The organism is Bradyrhizobium sp. BR13661, from assembly GCF_029892425.1.
Taxonomy (GTDB): Bacteria; Pseudomonadota; Alphaproteobacteria; order Rhizobiales; family Xanthobacteraceae; genus Bradyrhizobium.
Genome location: NZ_JARXWB010000019.1, coordinates 114692 through 135772 on the forward strand (window position 1 = coordinate 114692; position 21081 = coordinate 135772).

At 60.2% G+C, this 21081-nt stretch carries 17 protein-coding genes and 2 pseudogenes; 8 read left to right on the plus strand and 11 right to left on the minus strand.

All coding sequences use genetic code 11. The features are described 5' to 3' along the window. Position 1: 1 nt before the first annotated feature. The gene (locus tag M2427_RS27620) at positions 2 to 667 is read left to right on the plus strand and encodes a hypothetical protein (RefSeq protein WP_280710034.1); all 666 of its coding nucleotides are present in this window, start codon (positions 2 to 4) and stop codon (positions 665 to 667) included. A gap of 4 nt (positions 668 to 671) precedes the next feature. Here the strand turns inward: M2427_RS27620 and M2427_RS27625 are convergent, their stop codons facing one another. Continuing rightward, entirely contained in the window at positions 672 to 1985 is a 1314-nt protein-coding gene (locus M2427_RS27625; RefSeq protein ID WP_280710035.1) for an aminotransferase class III-fold pyridoxal phosphate-dependent enzyme, read from the minus strand. 786 nt (positions 1986 to 2771) lie between these two features. On the opposite strand from M2427_RS27625, the gene M2427_RS27630 reads away from it, so the two are divergent. The 4 genes from M2427_RS27630 to M2427_RS27645 are packed head-to-tail and all read left to right on the plus strand — an operon-like array spanning position 2772 to position 6329. Beyond that, entirely contained in the window at positions 2772 to 3989 is a 1218-nt protein-coding gene (locus tag M2427_RS27630; protein ID WP_280710036.1) for a class I SAM-dependent methyltransferase, read from the plus strand. After that, complete coding sequence (locus tag M2427_RS27635; RefSeq protein ID WP_280710037.1) at positions 3986 to 4438, plus strand: cupin domain-containing protein; 453 nt, start codon at positions 3986 to 3988, stop codon at positions 4436 to 4438. The genes M2427_RS27630 and M2427_RS27635 overlap by 4 nt, the downstream gene beginning before the upstream one ends. Continuing rightward, positions 4438 to 5559 carry a DegT/DnrJ/EryC1/StrS family aminotransferase gene (locus tag M2427_RS27640; RefSeq protein WP_280710038.1) on the plus strand — a complete coding sequence of 374 codons (1122 nt, stop codon included), beginning with the start codon at positions 4438 to 4440 and terminating at the stop codon, positions 5557 to 5559. The genes M2427_RS27635 and M2427_RS27640 overlap by 1 nt, the downstream gene beginning before the upstream one ends. Next, complete coding sequence (locus M2427_RS27645) at positions 5556 to 6329, plus strand: class I SAM-dependent methyltransferase (RefSeq protein WP_280710039.1); 774 nt, start codon at positions 5556 to 5558, stop codon at positions 6327 to 6329. Before M2427_RS27640 ends, M2427_RS27645 begins: the two co-directional genes overlap by 4 nt. Positions 6330 to 6338: 9 nt before the next feature. Here the strand turns inward: M2427_RS27645 and M2427_RS27650 are convergent, their stop codons facing one another. From M2427_RS27650 to M2427_RS27665, 4 genes are all read right to left on the minus strand, one after another. Next, entirely contained in the window at positions 6339 to 7064 is a 726-nt protein-coding gene (locus M2427_RS27650) for a class I SAM-dependent methyltransferase (RefSeq protein ID WP_280710040.1), read from the minus strand. Positions 7065 to 7190: 126 nt separating this feature from the next. Continuing rightward, positions 7191 to 8873 carry a hypothetical protein gene (locus M2427_RS27655; protein WP_280710041.1) on the minus strand — a complete coding sequence of 561 codons (1683 nt, stop codon included), beginning with the start codon at positions 8871 to 8873 and terminating at the stop codon, positions 7191 to 7193. Positions 8874 to 8881: 8 nt separating this feature from the next. Next, entirely contained in the window at positions 8882 to 9955 is a 1074-nt protein-coding gene (locus tag M2427_RS27660; protein ID WP_280710042.1) for a lysylphosphatidylglycerol synthase transmembrane domain-containing protein, read from the minus strand. A 70-nt stretch (positions 9956 to 10025) separates the two neighbouring features. Continuing rightward, positions 10026 to 10622, minus strand: a complete 597-nt coding sequence (locus M2427_RS27665) for a VTT domain-containing protein (protein WP_280710043.1) — start codon at positions 10620 to 10622, stop codon at positions 10026 to 10028. Positions 10623 to 11126: 504 nt separating this feature from the next. On the opposite strand from M2427_RS27665, the gene M2427_RS27670 reads away from it, so the two are divergent. Next, entirely contained in the window at positions 11127 to 12161 is a 1035-nt protein-coding gene (locus M2427_RS27670; protein WP_280710044.1) for a glycosyltransferase family 2 protein, read from the plus strand. Positions 12162 to 12181: 20 nt separating this feature from the next. Beyond that, complete coding sequence (locus M2427_RS27675; RefSeq protein ID WP_280710045.1) at positions 12182 to 13303, plus strand: glycosyltransferase family 4 protein; 1122 nt, start codon at positions 12182 to 12184, stop codon at positions 13301 to 13303. 1686 nt (positions 13304 to 14989) lie between these two features. Here the strand turns inward: M2427_RS27675 and M2427_RS27680 are convergent. The 5 genes from M2427_RS27680 to M2427_RS27700 all read right to left on the minus strand — a co-directional run bounded on the left by M2427_RS27680 (position 14990) and on the right by M2427_RS27700 (position 20076). Continuing rightward, positions 14990 to 16198 (minus strand): glycosyltransferase family 4 protein, encoded by a 1209-nt coding sequence (locus M2427_RS27680; protein ID WP_280710046.1) that lies wholly within the window; start codon positions 16196 to 16198, stop codon positions 14990 to 14992. 22 nt (positions 16199 to 16220) lie between these two features. Beyond that, positions 16221 to 17198, minus strand: a complete 978-nt coding sequence (locus M2427_RS27685) for a GDP-L-fucose synthase (RefSeq protein ID WP_280710047.1) — start codon at positions 17196 to 17198, stop codon at positions 16221 to 16223. Beyond that, positions 17170 to 18255 (minus strand): GDP-mannose 4,6-dehydratase, encoded by a 1086-nt coding sequence (gene gmd / locus M2427_RS27690; RefSeq protein WP_280710048.1) that lies wholly within the window; start codon positions 18253 to 18255, stop codon positions 17170 to 17172. The genes M2427_RS27685 and gmd overlap by 29 nt, the downstream gene beginning before the upstream one ends. A gap of 220 nt (positions 18256 to 18475) precedes the next feature. Next, positions 18476 to 18991, minus strand: a complete 516-nt coding sequence (locus M2427_RS27695) for an HAD family hydrolase (protein WP_280710049.1) — start codon at positions 18989 to 18991, stop codon at positions 18476 to 18478. A gap of 80 nt (positions 18992 to 19071) precedes the next feature. Then, a complete protein-coding gene (locus M2427_RS27700) occupies positions 19072 to 20076 on the minus strand; it encodes a phytanoyl-CoA dioxygenase family protein (RefSeq protein ID WP_280710050.1) in 1005 nt (334 codons plus the stop codon). Between the two features lie 303 nt (positions 20077 to 20379). On the opposite strand from M2427_RS27700, the pseudogene M2427_RS27705 reads away from it, so the two are divergent. Beyond that, positions 20380 to 20630: pseudogene (locus M2427_RS27705) on the plus strand (transposase domain-containing protein); the annotation flags it as partial. A gap of 82 nt (positions 20631 to 20712) precedes the next feature. Here M2427_RS27705 and M2427_RS27710 read toward each other — a convergent pair. Next, positions 20713 to 20857: pseudogene (locus tag M2427_RS27710) on the minus strand (IS3 family transposase); the annotation flags it as partial. Positions 20858 to 21081: the final 224 nt, after the last annotated feature.

Genomic DNA, 21081 nt, shown 5'->3' on the forward strand with positions numbered 1-21081 from the left:
CGTGCAGCTTTCGCTGGCCCGTACCGATCTCGCCCTCTATGTGCGAAAGCAGTTCGAGAACCTGTTTCCTGATGGCGCAGACCTCGGCGATCTCTCGAAATTCGTCGAACTTGCGCTCGGCCGGATCGAGCATTGCTTTTCGCGGGTGCGGCTCAAGGGCTTCTTTGCGAACGGCGAGGCTCGATTCTCGCACTGGCACTCGGACCAATATGCGATCTTCCTCTACTACCTCGCCAATTCAGCCTTTCGCGAGCGGCCCGGTCATCCCATCGCGGACAAGGCCTACGCGCTGAACAAGGCGCTGCACGCGCTTGATGCGTTCTACGAGGTCGAACTGCCCGACGTGTTCGCGGTCCAGCATCCGGTGGGCACCGTGCTCGGCCGTGCCAGCTATTCGGACTATTTCATCTGCTACCACAATTGCACGGTGGGCGCGAACCTCGACAATGACTACCCCTCGTTCGGGCGCGGCATCGTGATGTATGGCGGCAGCCGCGTCATCGGCAAGACCGAAGTGGGCGACAACTCCTTCGTTTCGACGGGCGCGATCGTGATCGATGCCGGCACGCTTGCCGCCGACAGCGTCCTGCACGGCATCTATCCGAATGCAGCGCGCTCGCCGACCTCGCGCAACGTGGTGCGCGATATCTTTGGAATGGTGACCTGATCGATCAGGTCAGTCGCTTGAATCCGGAGTGAGCGACGGGGCCGCGCAGCAGCTGCTTGACGGCTTTCTGATCCACCGCGGTGCGGAGCTCCCGGAATACTTCGGTCACCGTTTCCAGGTAACGATCGACATGGGCGTCGGTGTGCGACCACATCGCGTAGAACGAGCCGGTGGCGAGGATGCCGCGGTCCAGCATCATCTGCGTGAACAGCGTGCGGACCTCCTGCGCGTCGGGCAGGTCGAAAGCGAAGTGGCCGAGCGGCGAAATGCCGGAGACGTGCAGCGGCAGGCCGGTGGCCTGTGACGCCTCGGTCCAGCCCTTCTGGATACGCGTGCCGATCCGCATCAGGTGCCGCGCGACGTTCTGCTCGCGATGCTTGCGCAAGGTGGCAAGCGCCGCGACCGGGCCGACGCGCTCGGTCCAGGCCGTCGAGCTGACGAAGGTTTCCTGCGCGGCATCCATCACGGAGGCGCGGCCAACGATTGCGGCCATCGGAAAGCCGTTGGCGATGGCCTTGGCGAACACGGCGATGTCCGGATCGACGCCGTAAGCGAGATGCGCGCCGCCGGAATTGATGCGGAAGCCTGACGTGACCTCGTCGAAGATCAGCGCGGCGCCGCAGCGGTCGGCGAGCGCGCGGATGCCCTTGATGAAGGCGGGCTCGGGCTCACTGGAGCGTACCGGCTCCATCACGATCGCGGCGAGCCGCTCACCATGGGCGGCGACGATCGCCTCGATCTCGTCGAGCTTGTTGAAATGGAAAGGATGCATCAGTCCGGCGAGACCACGCGGCACACCCTTAGTGTCGAGGCCCGGCAGCAGATGGCCGTCGAGCGCGGTGGTCTCGCCAAGATTGGCGCTGAGATACCAGTCGTGCCAGCCGTGATAGCCGCAGAACGCCACCATGTCGCGGCCGGTCGCCGCGCGCGCGATGCGGACCGCGATCGCCATGGCCTCGCCGCCCGCGCGCCCGAACCGCACCATTTCGGCCCAGGGATGCAGCTCGACCAGGAGCTCGGCAAGCTCGATATCCTCGGCGCAATTCAAGGTCGACATCGAGCCCAGGTCGATCGCGGACTTTACAGCGGCATCGACGTCGGGGTCGGCGAAGCCCAGGATAGTGGCGCCGATGCCGCAATAGCTCATGTCCAGATAGGTCTTGCCGTCGAGATCTGTGACCTCGGCGCCCTTGGCCGATTTAAAATAGGTCGGCCATTGACCGGGCAGGAACATCTCCGGACGCTTCGATAGCAGCTGGGTGCCACCGGGCATAACGGCCCGGGCACGCTCGTAGAGCGCTTGAGCGGAATTAGACATTACGCTACTCCAATACGGTCGTGCGAACTAGGTCGATACCTTAAAGCGGTACCTACTTGCAAGGACACGATCCCGTGCCAGCTCGTGCTGAACTCTCTCCGTACTTCATCAAGATCGAGAGGGGACGCTAGGGCCATCGAGCCGTGCGCAGCGTTACGCTTCGTAGGGTCGCGGGCGCCGGATCCTGCGCGACGCCTAGCCGATAGGCTAGATGCGTCAAGGAGTGCATCGGCACGAAGCCGGCGAGGGGCGCGTTCGATTACTGGCCGCCGCTCTATCAAGTTTGTCGTCGCATGATCTCACGCGGCGATCACAGCAATTAGGGTCCCAGTCAGTCGATTTCGGGACCGTCAGCAAGAACGTAAGCACTTGGCGGTGGTGCCCGAACCCCAAATTGGGACGCGTTCGCCACAAGGCCATCTTCATCCGCGAGCAGCGCGGCCCGGAATGTTGGTTCGCGCCTTAGGTTTCATTGTTCCCGAAATGTTCCGATGGTTTTCATCGTTTCGCGCCGCAAAATCCGTCGAATTTCGTTGGTCTGGGATTAGCGGGGAACCGTCTGCGGAGGCCGCACGAAGCGTTGGTCAGTGCCAATTAAGAGCTGTGGAGGGCAACTGAACCGCCATTGACATCCTGCAGTATTTTCTAGGCGATCCGCCCCTCCAAGCCTCTCGATTTTACAGAGGAAGTGTGTTCTTAGAGCGATTCTCCGGCTGGAGTCGCGGACTGGCGACTGCCTTCAACCCCTCAGTGATGGGCCGACCTATGTTTGTAAAGAATTGCCGGATGTGCGCGAGCGAGCGTCTCGCGCTCTTTCTCGACTTGGGAGAGATGCCGCCGGCTGATCAGTTCCTGCACAAGCATCAGCTCAGCGAGCACCGGGATGCCTACCCACTGCGGGTCGCGGTCTGCGAAGAGTGCGGGCTGATCCAGCTCAACTATGTGGTGCCGCCCGAGATTCTCTACTGCGACGACTATCCCTACGAATCCTCGACCACTACGGCCGGCCGCCGGCATTGGGGGGAGTTTGCTCGCACCACGACGCGCCTGCTCCGGCTGACCAAGGACGATCTCGTCGTCGATATCGGCAGCAATGTCGGCGTGCTCCTGCAGATGTTCAAGGAGCAGGGCACCAAGGTGCTCGGCGTCGACCCGGCCGCCAACATCGCGGAGATCGCCAACAAGAACGGCATCGAGACCGTCGCCGCGTTCTTCAACAGCGAAAGCGCCAAGAAGGTCGTTGCCAGCAAGGGGCAGGCCTCGGTCATTACCGGAACCAACGTCTTCGCTCATGTCGGCGATCTGCATGATTTGATGCAGGCCGTCTCCATCCTGCTCGCCGAGCGCGGCACCTTCATCATCGAGGCTCCCTATTTCCTCGAACTACTGCACAGCCTCGAGTACGACACCATCTATCACGAGCATCTGTCCTATCTGTCGGTGAAGCCGCTGGTGCGGTTCTTCAAGCAGTTCGGCATGGAGATATTCGACGTGCAACTGCGCGACATCCATGGCGGGTCGATCCGCCTGTTCGTGCGCAGGATCAGCGTCTCGTCCAGCCCGGTCGCTCCGATCGTCGAACAGATGCTGGCCAATGAAGAACGCGAGAAAATCTACGAGCTGGATACCTTGCGGAAGTTCGCGCAGGGCGTCGCCAACAACCGCCTGGCGCTGCGGGCGATGCTGACCGGCCTCAAGCAAAGCGGTAGCAAGATCGTCGCCGTGAGTGCGCCGGCAAAGGGAATGACCCTGCTGAATTATTGCGGGCTGGGCAGCGATTTCCTCGACTTCGTCACCGAGAAGTCCAGGCTTAAGATCGGGCGTTACACGCCGGGCGTGAACATTGAAGTCGTTCCGGACGATATGTTACTTAACCACCAGCCCGATTATGCGCTTCTGCTGGCGTGGAATTTTGCCGAAGAGATCATGAACAATCTGAAGGAGTTTTCGGATCGCGGCGGCAAGTTCATCATTCCGATTCCTACGCCCAGGATCGTCGGTTGACATCGTTCCAATTAATTCCTGCCGGGCAACCCAACTTGTCTTCGGCAGCAGGGAGTCATGAGATGGATGTAAAAAAGCTTCCGATTTCCTTCGCGGACAAGCGCGGGGAAATCATCGACGTATTGCAGCGGGAGCCCATCGAATACGCGACCATCATTCATAGCCGGAAGGACGCGGTTCGCGCCAACCACTATCACAAGGAAACGTGGCAGTGGCTCTATGTGCTGTCCGGCAAGCTTCGCGCGGTTTCGCAAATGCCGGACCAGGCGCCGACCGAGGCGATCATGGGGCCTAACGATCTCATCCTCAGCGTTCCCCACGAGCGGCACGCTTTTGAAGCGTTGGAAGACACAACGTTTCTGGTGCTGACGCGCGGCCCGCGCGGCGGCGAGGACTACGAGAAGGATACTTTTCGTCTCGACGTCCCACTGATCGCACCGAGGTCGTAATGGAAGCGGCCCCGTTCATTCCGGTCTCCGAGCCTCTGATCGGAGACAACACCGCTCCCCTCGTCAACGAGTGCATCGAAACCGGCTGGGTTTCTTCGGAAGGACGCTTCATCCCGGAGTTCGAGCGCAAATTTTCACAGTTTTGCGGCGCTGCGCATGGTGTGGCCGTCAGCAATGGCACGACGGCCCTTCAGGTCGCCATGAAGGCACTAAGCCTCGAGCTCGGCTCCGAGGTCATCATGCCCTCCTACACCATCATCTCCTGCGCCATCGCGATACTGGAGGCTGATTGCGTGCCGGTGTTGGTCGATTGCGATCCGGAAACGTGGTGCATGGATCTCGATCAGGTCGAAGCCGCGATCACGCCACGGACGCGCGCGATCATGCCGGTGCATATGTTCGGGCACCCCGTCGACATGCGCCGTGTCATGAAGCTTGCCGCTAAGCATGATCTGCGCATCATCGAAGATGCCGCGGAGGCTCACGGTGCGGAAGTCGAGGGCCGCCGCGTCGGCAGCTTCGGTGACATGGCCTGCTACAGCTTCTACGCCAACAAGATCGTGACAACAGGCGAGGGCGGGATGGTCGTCACCAGCAGTGACCACTATGCCGACCGGCTGCGCTCCCTGCGCAACCTTTGCTTCCGCCCGGAGCGGCGGTTCTATCACACCGAAATCGGTCACAACTATCGCCTGACCAATCTCCAGGCCGCGATCGGCGTGGCTCAGGTCGACCGCGTCGACGACCATATTCGCCGCAAGCGCAAGATGGCCAAGGCCTATCATGAACGGCTGTCCGATCTTTCGCAGATCGCGCTGCCGGTCGAGCGGGAATGGGCGAAGAACGTCTACTGGATGTATTGCCTGATCCTCGCCGATGACGTTGGCTTTGACGCCGTCGAGTTCGCGAAGCGCTTGCGCGCGAAGGGGATCGACACGCGGCCGCTATTCCTCGGCATGCACGAGCAGCCGGTCTTGCGCGAACGAGGCCTTTTTGCGGGAGGCAGCCATCCGGTGACGGAGCGGCTCGCGCGTCGCGGCCTGTATGTTCCTTCCGGACTTAGTTTGACCGAGGCGCAGATTGATCGCGTCAGCGCCGCGGTTCGCGAGGTTCTTTCGTGACAGGCGTCTTCAACGACTCCTACGCGGCGACCTATGACACGGTCTATGCCGAAAAGAACTACGCCGCCGAATGCAAGGCGGTGGAGACTCTGATCGCAAAGTTCGGGCGCGGCGAAGTCAGGAAAATGCTGGACCTCGGCTGCGGAACGGGCAGGCATGCCGTGATATTTGCAGGCAACGCCTTTGATGTAACGGGTGTCGACCAATCCGAATCGATGGTGGCGCGTGCGCGCGACCGCGCGACGCAGATGGAGCTCGGCGCCAATCCGAAATTTCTTTCGGGGGATATCCGGGATTTTTCGGCCAGTTCGCCGTTTGATGTGGCCGCGATGAATTTCAACGTCATCGGCTATATGACCAGCAATGACGACGCGCTGGGCGCGCTCGGCGCGGCGCGAAAGAATCTGCGGCAGAACGGCTTGCTGATTGCGGACTTCTGGTATGGGCCGGCGGTGGTCGCCGATCCACCAGGTGAAAACACCCGAGAGTTCGACAGCGGCGATGCACGCGTCGTCAGGTCCTCTTCAGGTCTTCATTTGCCCGATCGCCAGTGTTGCGAGATTACGGTCAAGGTCACACGCCTGCAGGGCTATCGCGTCCTCGATGAAACACGAGAGACGCATAAGGTCCGGTACTTCTTTCCGCTGGAGCTTGAACTGATGCTTCGTGTCAGTGGATTTCAGCTGATGGCACTGACCGGGTTCCCTGACATCGAGGCGCCCGCAAGCGCGAGCAAGTGGGCTGCAGCGATGGTCGCTGTCGCGATCTGATTTCCTCAGTCAGCTCGATTGCGAGGCCTGCGGCTTTGTGGCGACCTGCAGATACATGACGGCCGCCATATCGAGCAAAGGATAGGCCTCGAGTTTTTCAAACGGCCAAAGCATTCTCACGAATTCGGGCCCCGCGCGCCAATGGAGCACGCGGTTCACCTTCAGGTTCATGCCGGATTGCTGCAACATGCGCGCAACGTTCGAGCGTGTGGCGGTAAACTGGCTCCATTCCAGCCGGTCTTTCGCAGCCTTGATGAAGTTGACGGGGTTCCAGACGATCGGCTCGCACACCACGATCGCGCCGCCGGGTCTCAAATGGTCGCGCATGGATTCAATGGACGCCCGCGCGTCTTCGAAATGATGCATCGCACCGCTGCAGAAGATCGCATCAAAGGTCTTGTCGGTGGCGATGTTTTCTGCAGCCGAGACCACGTAGTCGACATTGAATTTGGCAAGCCGGATCTTTGCCTTCTCCAGCATCTTGGGCGAGATGTCCGACAAAGTGTAGTGAATATTGCGATGCGTGTTGGCTTCGAGGAAGTGGTAGGCGTGAATGCCGGTACCGCCGCCAAGTTCCATCACGTCATAGGATTCGAGCGCCGGCAGGTGGTCGAACATCACCTTCGAGATCTGATCGATTTTATAAAGATGGTTCGAGTTCTCGCGATTATAGGTCTCGTCGAAATGATCGGCGATCGTTTCGTAATGGTCGAGATTGTCTTGGCGTGCGGACATATAGTCGCGTCCCTCTAAGGCCATGTCTGAATTTTGGAACTTGCTTCAACCTTGTCACACGGCCCGAAAATGCACAACCGACCGCGATTGGGGGGCGGATGGGCCGCGCGCCGGAGTCGCCTCGAATCAGTTGCGGCGCTGATACAGTTCGAACGTGCGATCTCCCACCTTCAGGACGGATGCAAGGCTGAAGCGCTTGGCCACCACGTCGCCGAATGGAATGCCATCGCGGACCGTGCGGGCGAGCACATCGCCGTAACTCGCGCGTCGCTCGACTAGCAGCGTGCCATAATCCCGGTCAAGCGCCCGTCGCATATTGTCCTCGTTCCAGAATCCCGATTCCCAGGTGATCGCGTCGACATTTGCGCGATCCTCGGGGGTCAATCCGGGCTTCGGTTCACGAAAATTGGTCGGAAGATAGAGCGACCGAGCCTCGATGACGCCGCCCGCCAGCCAGACCGCTTGCGCAGTCTCCACGCGGTCGCTCAGCACCAGCACGCGGCCTGTCCCGGACAGGTTGGGCCGCAATTGCGCCGCCAGCTCCATCGCCGCCGTTCGGACCTTGTCGGTCTTGGGGCGCAACAAGGTCGGGAACGAGGGAGAGGCCTGCATCACCACGGCGATGACGCATAAGCAGATGAATGCCGCGGACATCGGGCTTGAACCACGCGTCAGCCGGGAAATCTCGCCGAGCACAGCAGCTACGCCAAGCGCCCCCACCGGCAGGAAGTAGTTCGTATAGGGAATGATGCAATCGAGGCAATAGGACAACGACAGCAGGTAATGCAACACGGCCGTAATCCAGAAATAGGCTAGGATCAGATCAATCGGCTTGACACGTCGCTCACCCGGTTCGCGCCAGGCGGAATAGATCCGCAGCGCGATCACGATGAGCGCAATCGCCGATACGGCAAAGTAGGGCCGAAAGAAATACTGATTAAAATAAATCGGGACCTCCCGAAGCGGCAGCACCGGATCAAGAGGAGAAACAGTCAGCGGCAGGATCCTGGAGATTGGCGCGACCGGCGCACCCAGCAACGTTGCAATCTGCGACAGCCCGGGCACGTCGAGAACGACGTCCAACAGGCCGTGCCCGAATATCCACATCGTCGCGAGCGAGGCGGCCAGAAACGTCAGGAAGGCAATCGCCAGGCATTCGATCTTTCGCCTGGGTTCGATCAAAAGAGCCCAACCGGCCGGGATCATGGCGATCGGCAGCATGTCCGGCCGGGTAAACAGCAAAGCCCACAGGATGATCCCCGATGCACCCCAAGCAATCCGTCGCGCGCGCACGGCAAGCAGCACCAGTATGAGCGCCAGCGACAGGCAGCTGACCATGGCGTAGGGCGTCGCCGTGGCAAAATAGGTCAGTGTAACGGGATAGCCCACCACGAGAACCGCCGCTCCCACGCCTGCCAGGCGCGAATGGCCGATGCGTGCGCCGGTCAGATAAACCAGCACCAGACATGTGATCGCGAAGAAGATCGCCAGCGCCCGGCCTGGAAGATAACCGATGCCGAACAGCCACTCCATCGCGCCGACGCTGTAGAATGGCAGCGGCATGTAGAAGGTCGGATCGATCGCTGAATAGGGCGGGACCTGGCCGGTCAGGTACCAGTATCCCTTCATCAGGTACTTGCCCTCGTCCATCCAGGTATCGAGCGTGAGCGCATTGAAGGCGAGTTGGCAGACGGCAAACAGCAGGCAAACGATCAAGATCGGCAAGGCGAAACGGTCGCCTGCCTTGCCGATGAGCCTTCCGGTCGAATCCGATGTTCGATCGGGCGCTTGTTGCAGGCGGGAGATCATGTCGGATTCTATATTCCGTCTGCCGCGGATTGTCTCGGCGCCGCAACCCGAATGCGCAAGCGATACCACTCCAATAAGGCTCCGACGATCGCCAGCATACCATTGACCGCGATCATGAGGGCCGAGATCGCCAGGGCATCGACCATTGAAGCGTTCTGAAGACGCAGGAGCGCCACCAGCGCGCCGCCCGACGCCAACTGACCGATCGTGACCGGAATGAATCCGGCAACGCTCGTCAGCCCTCCGATCCAGCACCAGTCGAAGAAATCGACACGAACCCCGACCCCGGCGGCCAAAACCATGAAAGTCAGAACATTCACGACGTGCACCAGCGCGCCAACCAGCACTCCGGCCAGGACGCGCCAGGGGTTGGCGGTCGCTATGTGCCATTGTTGGATCGCCGTCCGCAGTTCACGCGCGGCGATGGATGAATAGGCCGATGTCCTGCTCTCCACCCACGCCGCAAATCGCTCGGCACGGAGAAAAAATGCATCGTGGCGCAGCGCAATCAACACGGCGACCAACAACGTCAATCCAATCAGCGCGCCCTGCTGGAGCTGCAGCGGATACTGACTTGAGGATAACGCAAAGCCGATCACCGAGACCGACAACATTCCGATGAAAGAGGTTAGCCGATCGGTGATAACGGAAACGGTCGCGCCGCCGACACTGCCGGATTGGCGGGAGATCAGATAGATCTTCGCGGCCTCTCCGCTGGCCTGGCCCAGAAAGAAGAAGCTGTAGAACTGGCCGATCAGCGCCGTTCTGAAAAGTTCTGCGACGTTGATCGTCGGGATAACGAAGCGCCATTTCGCGGCAGTAAGGCCGACGGCAAGCATGGACAGCGCGAAGGCTCCCACGATGACGCCGAAACTCGAGCGGAGAATGACGGCGTAAATTTCACGAATGCCGCTGAGCCAGACAACGACCCCTATGATGATCGGGACCGCCATCAATTTCAGGAACAACAAGAGCCTTCGCATCAAATAATCCCGGTCTTCGAGATGGCTTTCCGCCGCGGCCCTCGTTCCTCCGTGGAAGATTTCATGGAACAATAGCAGACCAAGTACCGGCTGTAACAACCGCTTTTCCCGAAGACGAGGTCCCTCCGGCCGCTCGGTCGAGGAGGGCCCCGACAAATCTCCGAAACGGTCACTGTTCGAGCCGCAACAGCGACATTCTTACGCGGCGCGAAACGAGGGCGATGATCGTTACGGTAAGCAGAACCGCCACTAGCGGAAACGCAAGCGGCATACCGGAGGATCTGTCGTGAAGCAGCGAAGCCCTACCGGTCGCGCCGAGAAATGAAAACAGGAATACTTGTGGCGCACTGAAGACGAAGGTCGCTATTGAATAGCTGACGATATCGATCTTTGTCAGCCCGAACAGGTAGTTTTGTAATGCGCTGGGAACTGGCGCTCCGAGGCGCGCCATAGCGATTATACGCCAGCCTTCGGCGTCTACGGCCTGCATAACTACCTTGAGCCTCGGCCTCGTTTCCAGCTTTCTGCGGAACCAGTTCGAAGCAATGTACCGCGACCAAGAGAATGCCAGGATGCCGCCGATCGTCCCGCTCAGCAGAATGATTGGCGCAGCCGCGACCCCGAACGTCACGCCGGCCGCAAGGATCAATACGGTGCGAGGAAAGACAACGAAGGCGGTCAACAAGGAAAGCAGGCAAATTGCCGCCGCGGAAACCGGCGTCAAGCTTCCAAAATGCCGAAGCCAATCATTGAGCGCTTCCGTCATCGGTTAAATATCAGTCCAAATCCATGGTCGCCCACCGCGGGACACCGGAAACGTTGCAGCATCGGCTTATGTCAGCACTAACTGAGGCTCAATCTAAACCGATCAAACGGCAAGTGTAACGATGCTAGTTTATCCCTGTAGCAAATCGAAATAGCCGTGGCTATAGGCGCTTTGGGGCGGAGGAAGAACGTCTCAACAGGGCAAAGTCGCCCGAGGCGCAGATCGACAAATTACAGAGTGATGCGTTCCGGCCACGGACGGCTGCATCGCTATCGATGCCCCGGCCCGGCACTTCCGTCTTTCGCCGGATTAGGCTAGCCAAGTCCCTTGGGGTATCTCCGCAAGGAGACTGGTATCGACAACCCGGGAGGCGCGAGCGGCCTTCCGTCGTCGCGATGCCTCGGCTTTCAGTTTTTTGCAGAATGCGATCATGGATCCGGTCAAGTATCCTGTTTTCGTCGAAGCAGATGCTTTTGATCTCGATTACTGTTCTGAGGGGCAATGATGACAAGCAGCGTTGATGGATCCGTTGAGCCGCGGCTGAGCATTGTTATCGCGGTCTTCAATGAGGAGAACAACCTCTCGGCCCTCGTTGACGAGATCAACGCCGTCTGCGATGAGCGCGGCTGGGTGCGCGAGATCATCGTGGTGGACGACGGTTCGACCGACAACAGCGCGCGCGTCGCGGGTTCGATGGCGAACGTCACGGTATTTCGCTTTCGACGCAATTTTGGACAGACCGCCGCGTTCGATGCGGGTTGCCACGCGGCCCAGTACGAATACGTCGTCACCATGGACGGCGACGGGCAAAACGACCCCGCCGATATTCCCAATTTGATCGCGCATCTGGAGGCCAACAATCTGGATGTGGTCTCGGGCTGGCGAGTCCACCGGCAGGATACGTTTGCCAAGCGGTTCGTCTCGCGCGGCGCCAACCTGCTGCGCAAGGTATTCCTCAACGACACCATCCACGACAGCGGCTGCTCGTTGAAGGTCTACCGGCGCGAGTGTTTCGACAACGTCCACCTGTACGGCGAAATGCACCGGTTCATCCCGGCGCTGCTCGAAATGCGGGGATTCTCTATCGGAGAACTCCCCGTCAATCACCGGCCGCGGCGGAGCGGGGTTTCGAAATATAACGCGGCCCGGACCATCAAGGGCCTCGCCGATATCGTGCTGCTCTGGTTCTGGCGCAGCTATTCAGTCAGGCCGATCCATCTGCTCGGCGGCATCGGCGTCCTGTTCTTCCTCATCGCGGCGATTTTCGGCTGCCGCACGGTCTGGCTGTTCGCGACCGACAGGAAGTTGTCGAGCACGCTGGAGCCCCTGCTGACCGTCTTCAGCTTCATCGCGGGCCTGTTGTTCGTGTCGCTGGGAATCTTGACCGACATCCTGATCAAGATCTACTATGCAATATCCGCCGAGCGCTATTATTCGGTTCGCGAGATCGTCAAGAACGGCGCGATTATGAAGGTGGCCGACTCCCCGAGCAGGCTAAGCGAAGCGCGTTCCGGACGCGCGTCAATCGACGCCTCATGATTGCAGCTAACGCGCAATCAATGACCCACGACATGTCGCCGGTATCCGCTCCGCTGAAACAGGTCGGCATCAGCGCATTTCCGTTGTCGATGGGACACGACACGGGGCGGGGCTTGGAACGGGTGATTGCCGAGTTGGTCACCGGCCTCGATGCCATCGGACAGCCCTATGTCTTCCACGATCGCGGCATGCTTCTCACTGAAGCCGCCGTGCTTCGGCAGGCGGCGAATTTCCTGTGGGATTTGCGCCGCGTCCGCCACGACGTCTGGTTCAGCGTCTATCCGGTGTCGGCCATCTTTACGATCCTGGCGCGCAAGCGCCCCGTGGTAACCGGGGTCTACGATCTCATCCCCTTTCTGGCGCGCGGCTACGACAACTACCTGAAATATTCCATCAAGCGCCGCTGCATCGAATTCGCCTGCCGGCACAGCGATGGGCTGATCGTGCCGTTTCCATCGACGGCCGAACAGGTCGTCAACATGTTCGGGGTACGGCCGGATCGTATCGGTGTGATCCCGCTCGGCATCGACCACGACAAGTTCTGGTGTGACGCGGCGATCCCCAAGCGCAAATTCCGCATCGGGTTTTTGGGTGAAGCCAAGCGGGCGAAGGGGCTCGATACCGCGATCCTCGCCTTTGCCGAAGTTGCCAAGCAGAATCCCGAAGCGTTTCTGGCCATCGCAAGCGGCGGAAATGAACTGGAAGAGATGAAGGATCTGGCGCGCAAGAACATTCCGCCGGACAGGTACGAGTTTGTTGGCTTCGTGCCTGAAGAGAATATGAGGCAGTTCTATTCCGAGTTGGATCTGTTTTTGTTTCCGTCGCGATATGGCTTCGGCATGAGCCCGGCCGAGGCTATGGCCTGCGGAACACCTGCGATCACGGGGAGGACTCTTGATTCGACGGATTTCTTTACCCACGAACTTTCGCTGGTGAACCCGAACTCGCCCGCGGAACTAGCCGCGCGGATATCGCTGCTTCTGACCGACCGGCAGCGCCATGCCGAGTTGCGGGAATGGGCGTTAAAGCGGGTTCAGTCCCTTTCCTGGACACGCATGGCCGAGAAGTATGTGGAGTTCTGGAAGCAGGTAAGAGATCGCCACCAATCTGGTGATTGTATCATACTACCAGCCGCATGTTAGCAACTGCCGAGCGGCATTTGCGACATGACTAACCCCTGGGTGAGGTCCTCCTGTTTAGACTTAAACCCAAACCTTCCCACAACTTCATTAACGGCATCGACTAGTTGCAGCGCAGTGCAGGAGAGCTTGTTTGAGCAAGCGCAGATATCTAACTAGATTGATTTTCCCGGTAGGCAGCCTGCTATATACGGCTCAGGATTAGAAGATTGGTCGTCAAGCCTTTGATCGGGTGTTTAGGTCCGCCGTTCGCACGCCTCTATGATGACAGAGAGTGTCGACCCCTTGTATCTGTCGCCGTCTAAGAAGGCGACATAATGCGATTGCTGCTTTCCATAAGATGAAGCTCCCTCTCGGGTGCAGACAAAGGACGATCCGGGGCCGTGATCAGTCTTTGGCACAGAGGACATTTCGAGCGGACCTGTAAAAACGTATTATTGGCTGCTCGCGTTACTCCTATCCGTAGTGCATTGTCCTTCAATGGATTTTCCTGAGGAGCCGCAGGCGGCGCAACTGATCTGTGCTAGCCGATCTGTTCGATCCCAGTAGCTTAAGCCGGATACGAGCGGATGGCCGAAGGACAGCTTCTCGTGTTTTGTCAGGTAAAGCGCCTGACGTAGCTTCTCATTGTAATTGGCGGCCCCAACCTGCGATCCCCCCAAAAACATCGTGGACGACCTCGCAGTAGCGCGCGAGAGCGGTTTGGTCGCCGTATTTTTTCGGCGGGGCTCGCGGCGCGGTGCCGTTCTGCTGCGTCTCGCCGCGATCCCGTGCTGCCCCGAGGATCGTCTCTGCGAGTTGGGCGGGGGGCCTCCGGAGGGACGCCCCAACCAACAATGCGGGTGTTGTAATTCTATCGGCCGGTCCAGCTACACAAGTCATTCTCATAATTCGGCAGCGACGGGTAACGTCACCGGCTTGAGCTCAACCAATGGCGGTGCGATTCCGTTATTTAAGAATAATGCTGTTGCAGCTATAATCGAGGGACCGACGGAACTTCGCCGGGCGCTGTAACTCCTCAGTAGAACGCTCGTGCATGACCGACGCCTCGCAATGAGACGCGGCGCTGGCGGGACGCGAATTATGCCATGCAGCCGACGTTTACGGTGGGCGCCGGCGTTGGGCTTCGTAGGGGTCGCGGGCGCCTGGATCGGTGACCCGATAGACGCGCCCATTCGTGTTGGGGTCGGAGTTGTCGGACGCTGAGAATACCAGCGACGGCGGACCCTCGCCTGCCTGAAGGAAAATATAGCGGCCGCCACCCATTGCAGCGACTTCGGCTCGCAAGGTGTGCGCTGGCCCGAGCGCCATACCTTTCTCGGTCAACGCTAGCGTCGCACGGCGCCGGTCGTTCGGGACGTCCCCTTTTGCTCCCGCAATCTTGTGGTGACTTATATGAGCGTTGAGGCCGATCTTGGTGAAGGGCCTGTGTAGCACGTCAGCATCAAGCGATGGGTTGTACGTTGCGTCAAGGTACCATGCGATTGGAAGGTACGCCGCGGTGGCTGCGATCGCCACGATGATGGGTCTCATGCCGGTTGCGTCCCTGCAAAGACTGTCAAGTTGTGAAGAGTTATACTTTCTGGTCGTTGCTGTCCATTTTCTCTACGGGTCTGAAGCGTTCTCAGGCGAGCGGTTGATCTGATGCGACTTCCGAAGGCGCCATTTCGTTCGCAGGCCTGAGGTTGCTCAACGGCGCACGGCCTGGTCGACGTCGTTCACGGCCTGGCGATAGCGCGCAAGGGCGGTGTCTTCCCGATATTTCTCGGCGATGCCGGCCGCACGAACGCCCTTGTCCTTCGTGGCCTGACGATCGCCGGCGGCTTCGTGAATGACGCGCGCGAGCTCGGCTGGGGTTTCGGGAGGAACGACCCATCCGATTGCCGCTTCGCCTAGCACGAGCGCGCCTTCGGAATTTTCTTCCGAGGTGATCACAACCGGTCGCCCGATAGCCAGGATGTTGTACAGGCGGCTGGGGATTGAGACACCGGTGACGTGCCGGCGATAAGGAATAACCCAGAGATCGGCCGCCGACAGAAATTCCACGAGTTCGTCTTCGGGAACAGGTTTCAGGACGGTGACATTCTCGAGACGATCCTTGGCGTAGAGGCGACTGAGTGTGGCCCAGCCCACGCCCCATCCGGACAGGATGAAATGAATGTCTTTCCGGTCTCGCAACAGGCGGGCTGCTTCGAACACCGTAACGGGATCGTGCGTGAAGCCGAGATTGCCGGACAGGCCGACGATGAACCTGGACGAATCCGGCGCACGGAATCGGCTCGCCGGATCGATCGTTCGATAGCCGACCGGGATCAGCGCCCAGTTCGGAATGTAGCGAAGCTGCTCTGCGTTGACACCGCGATATTTTTCGATCAGCGGCGGCACGTCGCGCCCGATCACGACGATCGCATCAAGGCGCCGGAACAACAGCGTGTTGGCAAAGCGAATAAGGCGGACGGCGAGCGAGTTCGAGCGGACCATGCCGGCCGCCTCGAGCGCTTCCGGGTAGAGATCATATATCAAGAGCATGGTCTTTGCGCCGCGCAATCTTGCGGCGAGGAGCACAGTGTAGGGCAGAGTGAACGGCGTCGTGACGCAGAACACGATGTCGCCCGACCTTGCCCGCCGCAGGACCGAGACAAACATTTGGGCTGCAAGCAGACAGATCGCTGCTGCGCGCTGGACGATCGCCGACTTGCGGGGATTCCAGTTCTTGATTTCGACGACCTCGGACTTGCCGGTTCGGCCGATCGTTCGCGAGCCTGGTGTCGCCGAGATCACAACGACCTGCCGATCCCTTGCGAGGCTCTCCGCGATCCTGCCGACATAGACTGCCGTCGTGGTCGTGTCGGGCGGATAGAACTGGGCCGCGATGATCAGTTTTGCGGAAGTGGCCATATGCAAAAATGATCCTCGACGGTCAGGCGTTCGGCTGATGGCCGTTTACCTGGCTTTCCGCCTGATACGCCGCGTACGCGCGCTTCAAGCCATCCTCGAGCGAAGTTGTCGCGCGCCAGCCGAGCCTGTCGAGCCTGCTGACATCGAGCAGCTTGCGCGGCGTTCCGTCGGGCCGCGAGGTGTCGAAACTGATCTCACCGCGATAGCCGACGATCTTTGCTACCATGCGGGCGAACTCGGCGATGGCGATGTCCTCGCCGGTGCCGATGTTGATCAGCTCGCTGCCCGAATGGGTCTTCATCAGGTGCACGCAGGCATCTGCCATATCGTCGACATAGAGGAACTCGCGTCGCGGCGTGCCGGTGCCCCACACCACGACGTTCTTCGCGCCGGACAGTTTCGCTTCGTGGAAGCGCCGGATCAGCGCGGCCACGACGTGGCTCAGCTCGGGGTGATAATTGTCGCCGGGGCCGTAGAGATTGGTCGGCATCACGCTGATGAAGTTACTGCCATACTGGCTGCGATAGGCCTCCGCCATCTTGATGCCGGCGATCTTGGCAATCGCATAGGGCTCGTTGGTCGGCTCCAGCGGGCCCGTGAGCATCGAGTCCTCGCGCAACGGCTGCGGCGCCAGCTTCGGATAGATGCAGGACGAGCCGAGGAACATCAGCTTCTCGGCGCCATTGATGTGCGCGGCTTGGATCACGTTCGCCGTGATCGCGATGTTGTCGTAGATGAACTCGGCGCGCAGCGTGTTGTTGGCGACGATGCCGCCGACTTTTGCTGCGGCCATGAAGATCACTTGCGGCCGCACGCGTCCGAACCAGTCGAACACCTGGGCCTGGTTGCAGAGATCGACCTCGCGCCGGTCAACCGTGACGAGCCTGACATCTTCCCGCGCGAGCCGGCGCACGATGGCGCTGCCGACCATGCCGCGATGGCCGGCGACGTAGACGACCTTGCCCTTCAGCTCAAACGGTACGCTTGCCATTCGCGACATCCCGTTTGGCCTCCGTCAGATCGCTCGCCATCATCTCTTCGACGAGCTGCGCAAAGCTCCGCTTCGGCTTCCAGCCCAGCACCTGCCGCGCCTTGCTGGCATCGCCGATCAGCAGATCGACCTCGGTCGGGCGGAAATAGGTCGGATCGATCTTCACCACGACCTTGCCGCTCCTCGCATCGATGCCGGTCTCCTCGACGCCGTGCCCGCGCCATTCGATGCGGCGGCCGACCTGCGCGAAGGACAGCTCGACCATCTCGCGCACCGAGCGCGTCTCGCCGGTGGCGAGCACGAAATCGTCGGGCTTGTCGGCCTGCAGGATCATGTGCATGCCCTCGACATAGTCCTTGGCATGCCCCCAGTCACGCTTGGCCTCGAGATTGCCGAGATAGAGCGTCTGCTCCAGGCCGACCTCGATGCGCGCCACGCCGCGGGTGATCTTGCGGGTGACGAAGGTCTCGCCGCGGACCGGGCTCTCATGGTTGAACAGGATGCCGTTCGAGGCAAACATGCCATAGGCCTCGCGGTAGTTCACCGTGATCCAGTAGCCGTAGAGCTTTGCGACGCCGTAAGGCGAGCGCGGATAGAACGGCGTCGTCTCCTTCTGCGGGATCTCCTGCACCAGGCCATAGAGCTCCGAGGTCGAGGCCTGGTAGAACCGCGTCTCTTTCTCCATGCCGAGGATGCGGATCGCCTCCAGCAGGCGCAGCACGCCGATGGCATCGGCATTGGCCGTGTATTCCGGGCTCTCGAAGCTGACGGCGACGTGGCTCTGGGCGGCGAGATTGTAGATCTCGGTCGGCCGGATCTGCTGCACCAGGCGGATCAGATTGGTGGAATCCGTCATGTCGCCGTAATGCATCAGGAACGGCACGTCGCCGAGATGCGGATCCTGGTAGAGATGGTCGACGCGCGCAGTGTTGAACGAGGACGAGCGCCGCTTGATGCCGTGCACGGTATAGCCGAGCGACAACAGATGCTCGGCGAGATAGGCGCCGTCTTGCCCGGTCACGCCGGTGATGAGAGCGATGCGCTGTTTGGAGTCTTGAGGATTCACAGCCGTTTCCAGGCAAGCAGCTTCGGATTGAAGCGGTTGCGTATCCTACTTTTCCCACGGTGTCTTGTTTTCCTGCCGCATCGCGCCGTCTGGAAAATTATATCGTCTAATCAATGGGTTATGATGAGGGCTAAAGGGGCGGGGAAAGCTCTGAAGACGACCGCGCCGGACGAATCCACAAAGTTCCAGCCGCTCTGAGCAAGTGGGGACCGTGGCTGCCTCAGACGTCCTGCAAAGCCTCGCGGACAAAGGCTGCGAGATTACCTTCCTGGAACAGCAGCCCTCGGATGCCCGCGGCGCGCGCGGCTTCCAGGTCGCGCTCCTGGTCGCCGATCAGGAAGCTCCTGTCGGCTGCGACGGGAAAGCGCTGCATCAAGTCGGTAATCATGCCAGGCCGAGGCTTGCGTCGGTGACTGTCGCGACGATAGCGCTCGATAGGGGCCTCGGGATGATCAGGGCAATATTCGAACGCATCGATATGTGCGCCCACCGCCGCGAGCTCGCCCGCCATCCAGCGGTGAAGGGCCTGCACGTCGCTCTCCTCGTAGAATCCGCGGGCGACGCCGGACTGGTTGGTGACGACGAAGGCGAAATAACCGGCCTCGTTCACCAATCTAACCGCCTCGTGCGCGCCTTCCATCCACTCGAGCTTGGCTGCCTCAAAGAGGTAGCCCGCGTCGTGATTCAGGACGCCATCTCGGTCGAAGAAAACAGCCGGGCGGGTCGGTGTCGTCATCATGGGTGCCGCAACAAATGTTTACGGCCCTTGTTCAGCGCTCCACCGGCAGCTTGTCAAGGATATCGGAGGCGTTTGCCCTACGTCGGCTCCGTCAGCATCATCGTGACGACCAGCCTGCGCCCCTGACGTACCATACCGCCGCGGTGAATTCCGAACGGATCGAATAAGACCGCGTCGCCCTGATCGCTGGTGATGCGCCACTCATTTTCAAGAATGGCATCGGCATACTCGTTACCGGCCGGGAGGTCGACGCCGAACGCGGCTTTGCGCTGCAGGAATTTTGGTAACGCGTTAAACAGCCGGCGATTCTGCGGCTTGGTCCAGGACAGGCCAGCGTAATCGTTGGCGCGACGAATGAGGCCGTCCCAGAATTTGCGGCTGGCGCGGTGCGTTCCCCGGACATAGGTAAACGGGCCGTTGTCTGGCCCGACCTCGCTTACATAGATGATGAACTTGAGAAGATTGTAGGTCGCATCGATGTGGCAATAGTCGCAGGGTGAGTCCGCGACGCCGATGTCGCCGAAGTGATTGGCCCAGAACTTGTCGGAGGGGTCGTTGATCTGCGGCACCACATGGGCGACCGCCACAGGACGCTGGCAATAGGCGCTCGCCGCATCGATGACGCCAAGCTCCGACGCGAGCTGGTTGAAATAGGTGTAGATTCCCGGAAAGATGTCCTTATCGAGCCATAGTCTCGTCTCGTCGAAATGGCGCTGGTCTGGCGTCTTCTTCGCGAGCCTTGCTTCAAGCGTCCGGTAGTGCGGCGCGAGAAGGTCTCGGACCTGGGCAAGCTGTTCCGCCGACAACCGCAAACCAGCGATGCCGTCACGGTTCAGCGTGTTCAGCACGTTGGTACCGGTCAGCGTCTTCGGTTCCGCGGGCCGGCGCGTCAGTCGCCGCAGCTTCTGTGTCGCCACCAGATGCAGATAGGTCGGCGAGCGCCGGATCAGCTCGGCGACCTTGTGCGATTTGTCCTTGGGGCGCGGCAGATGCTCGTAGTCTGCGATCAGGCGTGCCGTGATGATGGTAAGACCTGATACGAATTTCGCCAGTGCCGCGACGCGATCACCGAGGCTTGGCATTGGGAAAGCCGTGCCATAGGCGGGGTGGTGCGCATAATCGATGACTGGCAAATGATCGTACGAATATGGGTGCGATGTCATGGCGCCGCCTTTGCGATGGATCATTCGCTAGGTCGAACGACACGCGCTGCTTGTCATTGACGTCGATCAATCACACTTCATGTGATGGGCGGGGGCAGTCGGAACGATCAACCAAGCCTACCGCTCATCCGCAATCACCTTGCCATCATTTGGCAAGGCCCCAGGCCGACTAGCTCGGTGCTGCCGATCGCTCGACAAGGATGCGCAAATTCGCACCGATTCTCGAACAACGCCGAACGGGCGTTACGCGGTGTGACTGTCGGAAGACGAAATTGGACCTTCGCCGGTTCAGATGCTGGTGGCAATCGTGCCACCGCCGTCTATACCCTGATCGAGACCTGTCTATGCCGCGCGCGGCATAAACCGCCAAGCTCAACGACATCGCCCCCCAGGCTTGGCTTGCCGACGTGCTGGCTCGACTATCGGATGACCCTGCCAAACGTATTGACAACCTGCTGCCCTGGAATTGGTAACCTCCGAGCGTCGCTAACGCCGCTCTAGCGCGCTCAGCCTTCCGGCAAAAAAGAGGTAGCCGGGGGTTTTACCGAATGCGTACGTCGGAACGCCAGTACGACGCCCGTTGTCGATCTCAGCCTTCTTGACCCAGTCATGCGGTGTCTGCGGCGCGCAGCCGATCTTGGTCGCGATCGAAGTCATCGCCGCCCAGCGCTAGGGGGGCGCTTTTGTGATCCAGAGGCATCCGAACCGCAAGGGCCGGGCCTCGGTTCTTGTCATCGCCCCGCCCTCTCAGGAGTTGGAGCCTCCGTCAAACACGGACGATTTCAACGGAAACGATCCGAGCTCACCAAAACGGCCGCTCAATCACGCGTCGATAATCAAGTCGCAGACGCGTGGCTCACGGCGGTCCAGCCAAAAGCTGCGCTATCAGCGTTCAAGGAGATGCCGGTGTCAACGATTGCAACC

What these genes read in the sequence shown, in the direction of transcription:
- M2427_RS27685 (WP_280710047.1), bottom strand. Translation starts at nt 17,198, where the DNA reads ATGTCGCGAATGGCAAGCGTACCGTTTGAGCTGAAGGGCAAGGTCGTC.
- M2427_RS27650 (WP_280710040.1), bottom strand. Translation starts at nt 7,064, where the DNA reads ATGTCCGCACGCCAAGACAATCTCGACCATTACGAAACGATCGCCGAT.
- M2427_RS27695 (WP_280710049.1), bottom strand. Translation starts at nt 18,991, where the DNA reads ATGACGACACCGACCCGCCCGGCTGTTTTCTTCGACCGAGATGGCGTC.
- M2427_RS27700 (WP_280710050.1), bottom strand. Translation starts at nt 20,076, where the DNA reads ATGCCAAGCCTCGGTGATCGCGTCGCGGCACTGGCGAAATTCGTATCA.
- M2427_RS27630 (WP_280710036.1), top strand. Translation starts at nt 2,772, where the DNA reads ATGTGCGCGAGCGAGCGTCTCGCGCTCTTTCTCGACTTGGGAGAGATG.
- M2427_RS27640 (WP_280710038.1), top strand. Translation starts at nt 4,438, where the DNA reads ATGGAAGCGGCCCCGTTCATTCCGGTCTCCGAGCCTCTGATCGGAGAC.
- M2427_RS27670 (WP_280710044.1), top strand. Translation starts at nt 11,127, where the DNA reads ATGACAAGCAGCGTTGATGGATCCGTTGAGCCGCGGCTGAGCATTGTT.
- M2427_RS27680 (WP_280710046.1), bottom strand. Translation starts at nt 16,198, where the DNA reads ATGGCCACTTCCGCAAAACTGATCATCGCGGCCCAGTTCTATCCGCCC.
- M2427_RS27655 (WP_280710041.1), bottom strand. Translation starts at nt 8,873, where the DNA reads ATGATCTCCCGCCTGCAACAAGCGCCCGATCGAACATCGGATTCGACC.
- M2427_RS27625 (WP_280710035.1), bottom strand. Translation starts at nt 1,985, where the DNA reads ATGTCTAATTCCGCTCAAGCGCTCTACGAGCGTGCCCGGGCCGTTATG.
- M2427_RS27675 (WP_280710045.1), top strand. Translation starts at nt 12,182, where the DNA reads ATGACCCACGACATGTCGCCGGTATCCGCTCCGCTGAAACAGGTCGGC.
- M2427_RS27665 (WP_280710043.1), bottom strand. Translation starts at nt 10,622, where the DNA reads ATGACGGAAGCGCTCAATGATTGGCTTCGGCATTTTGGAAGCTTGACG.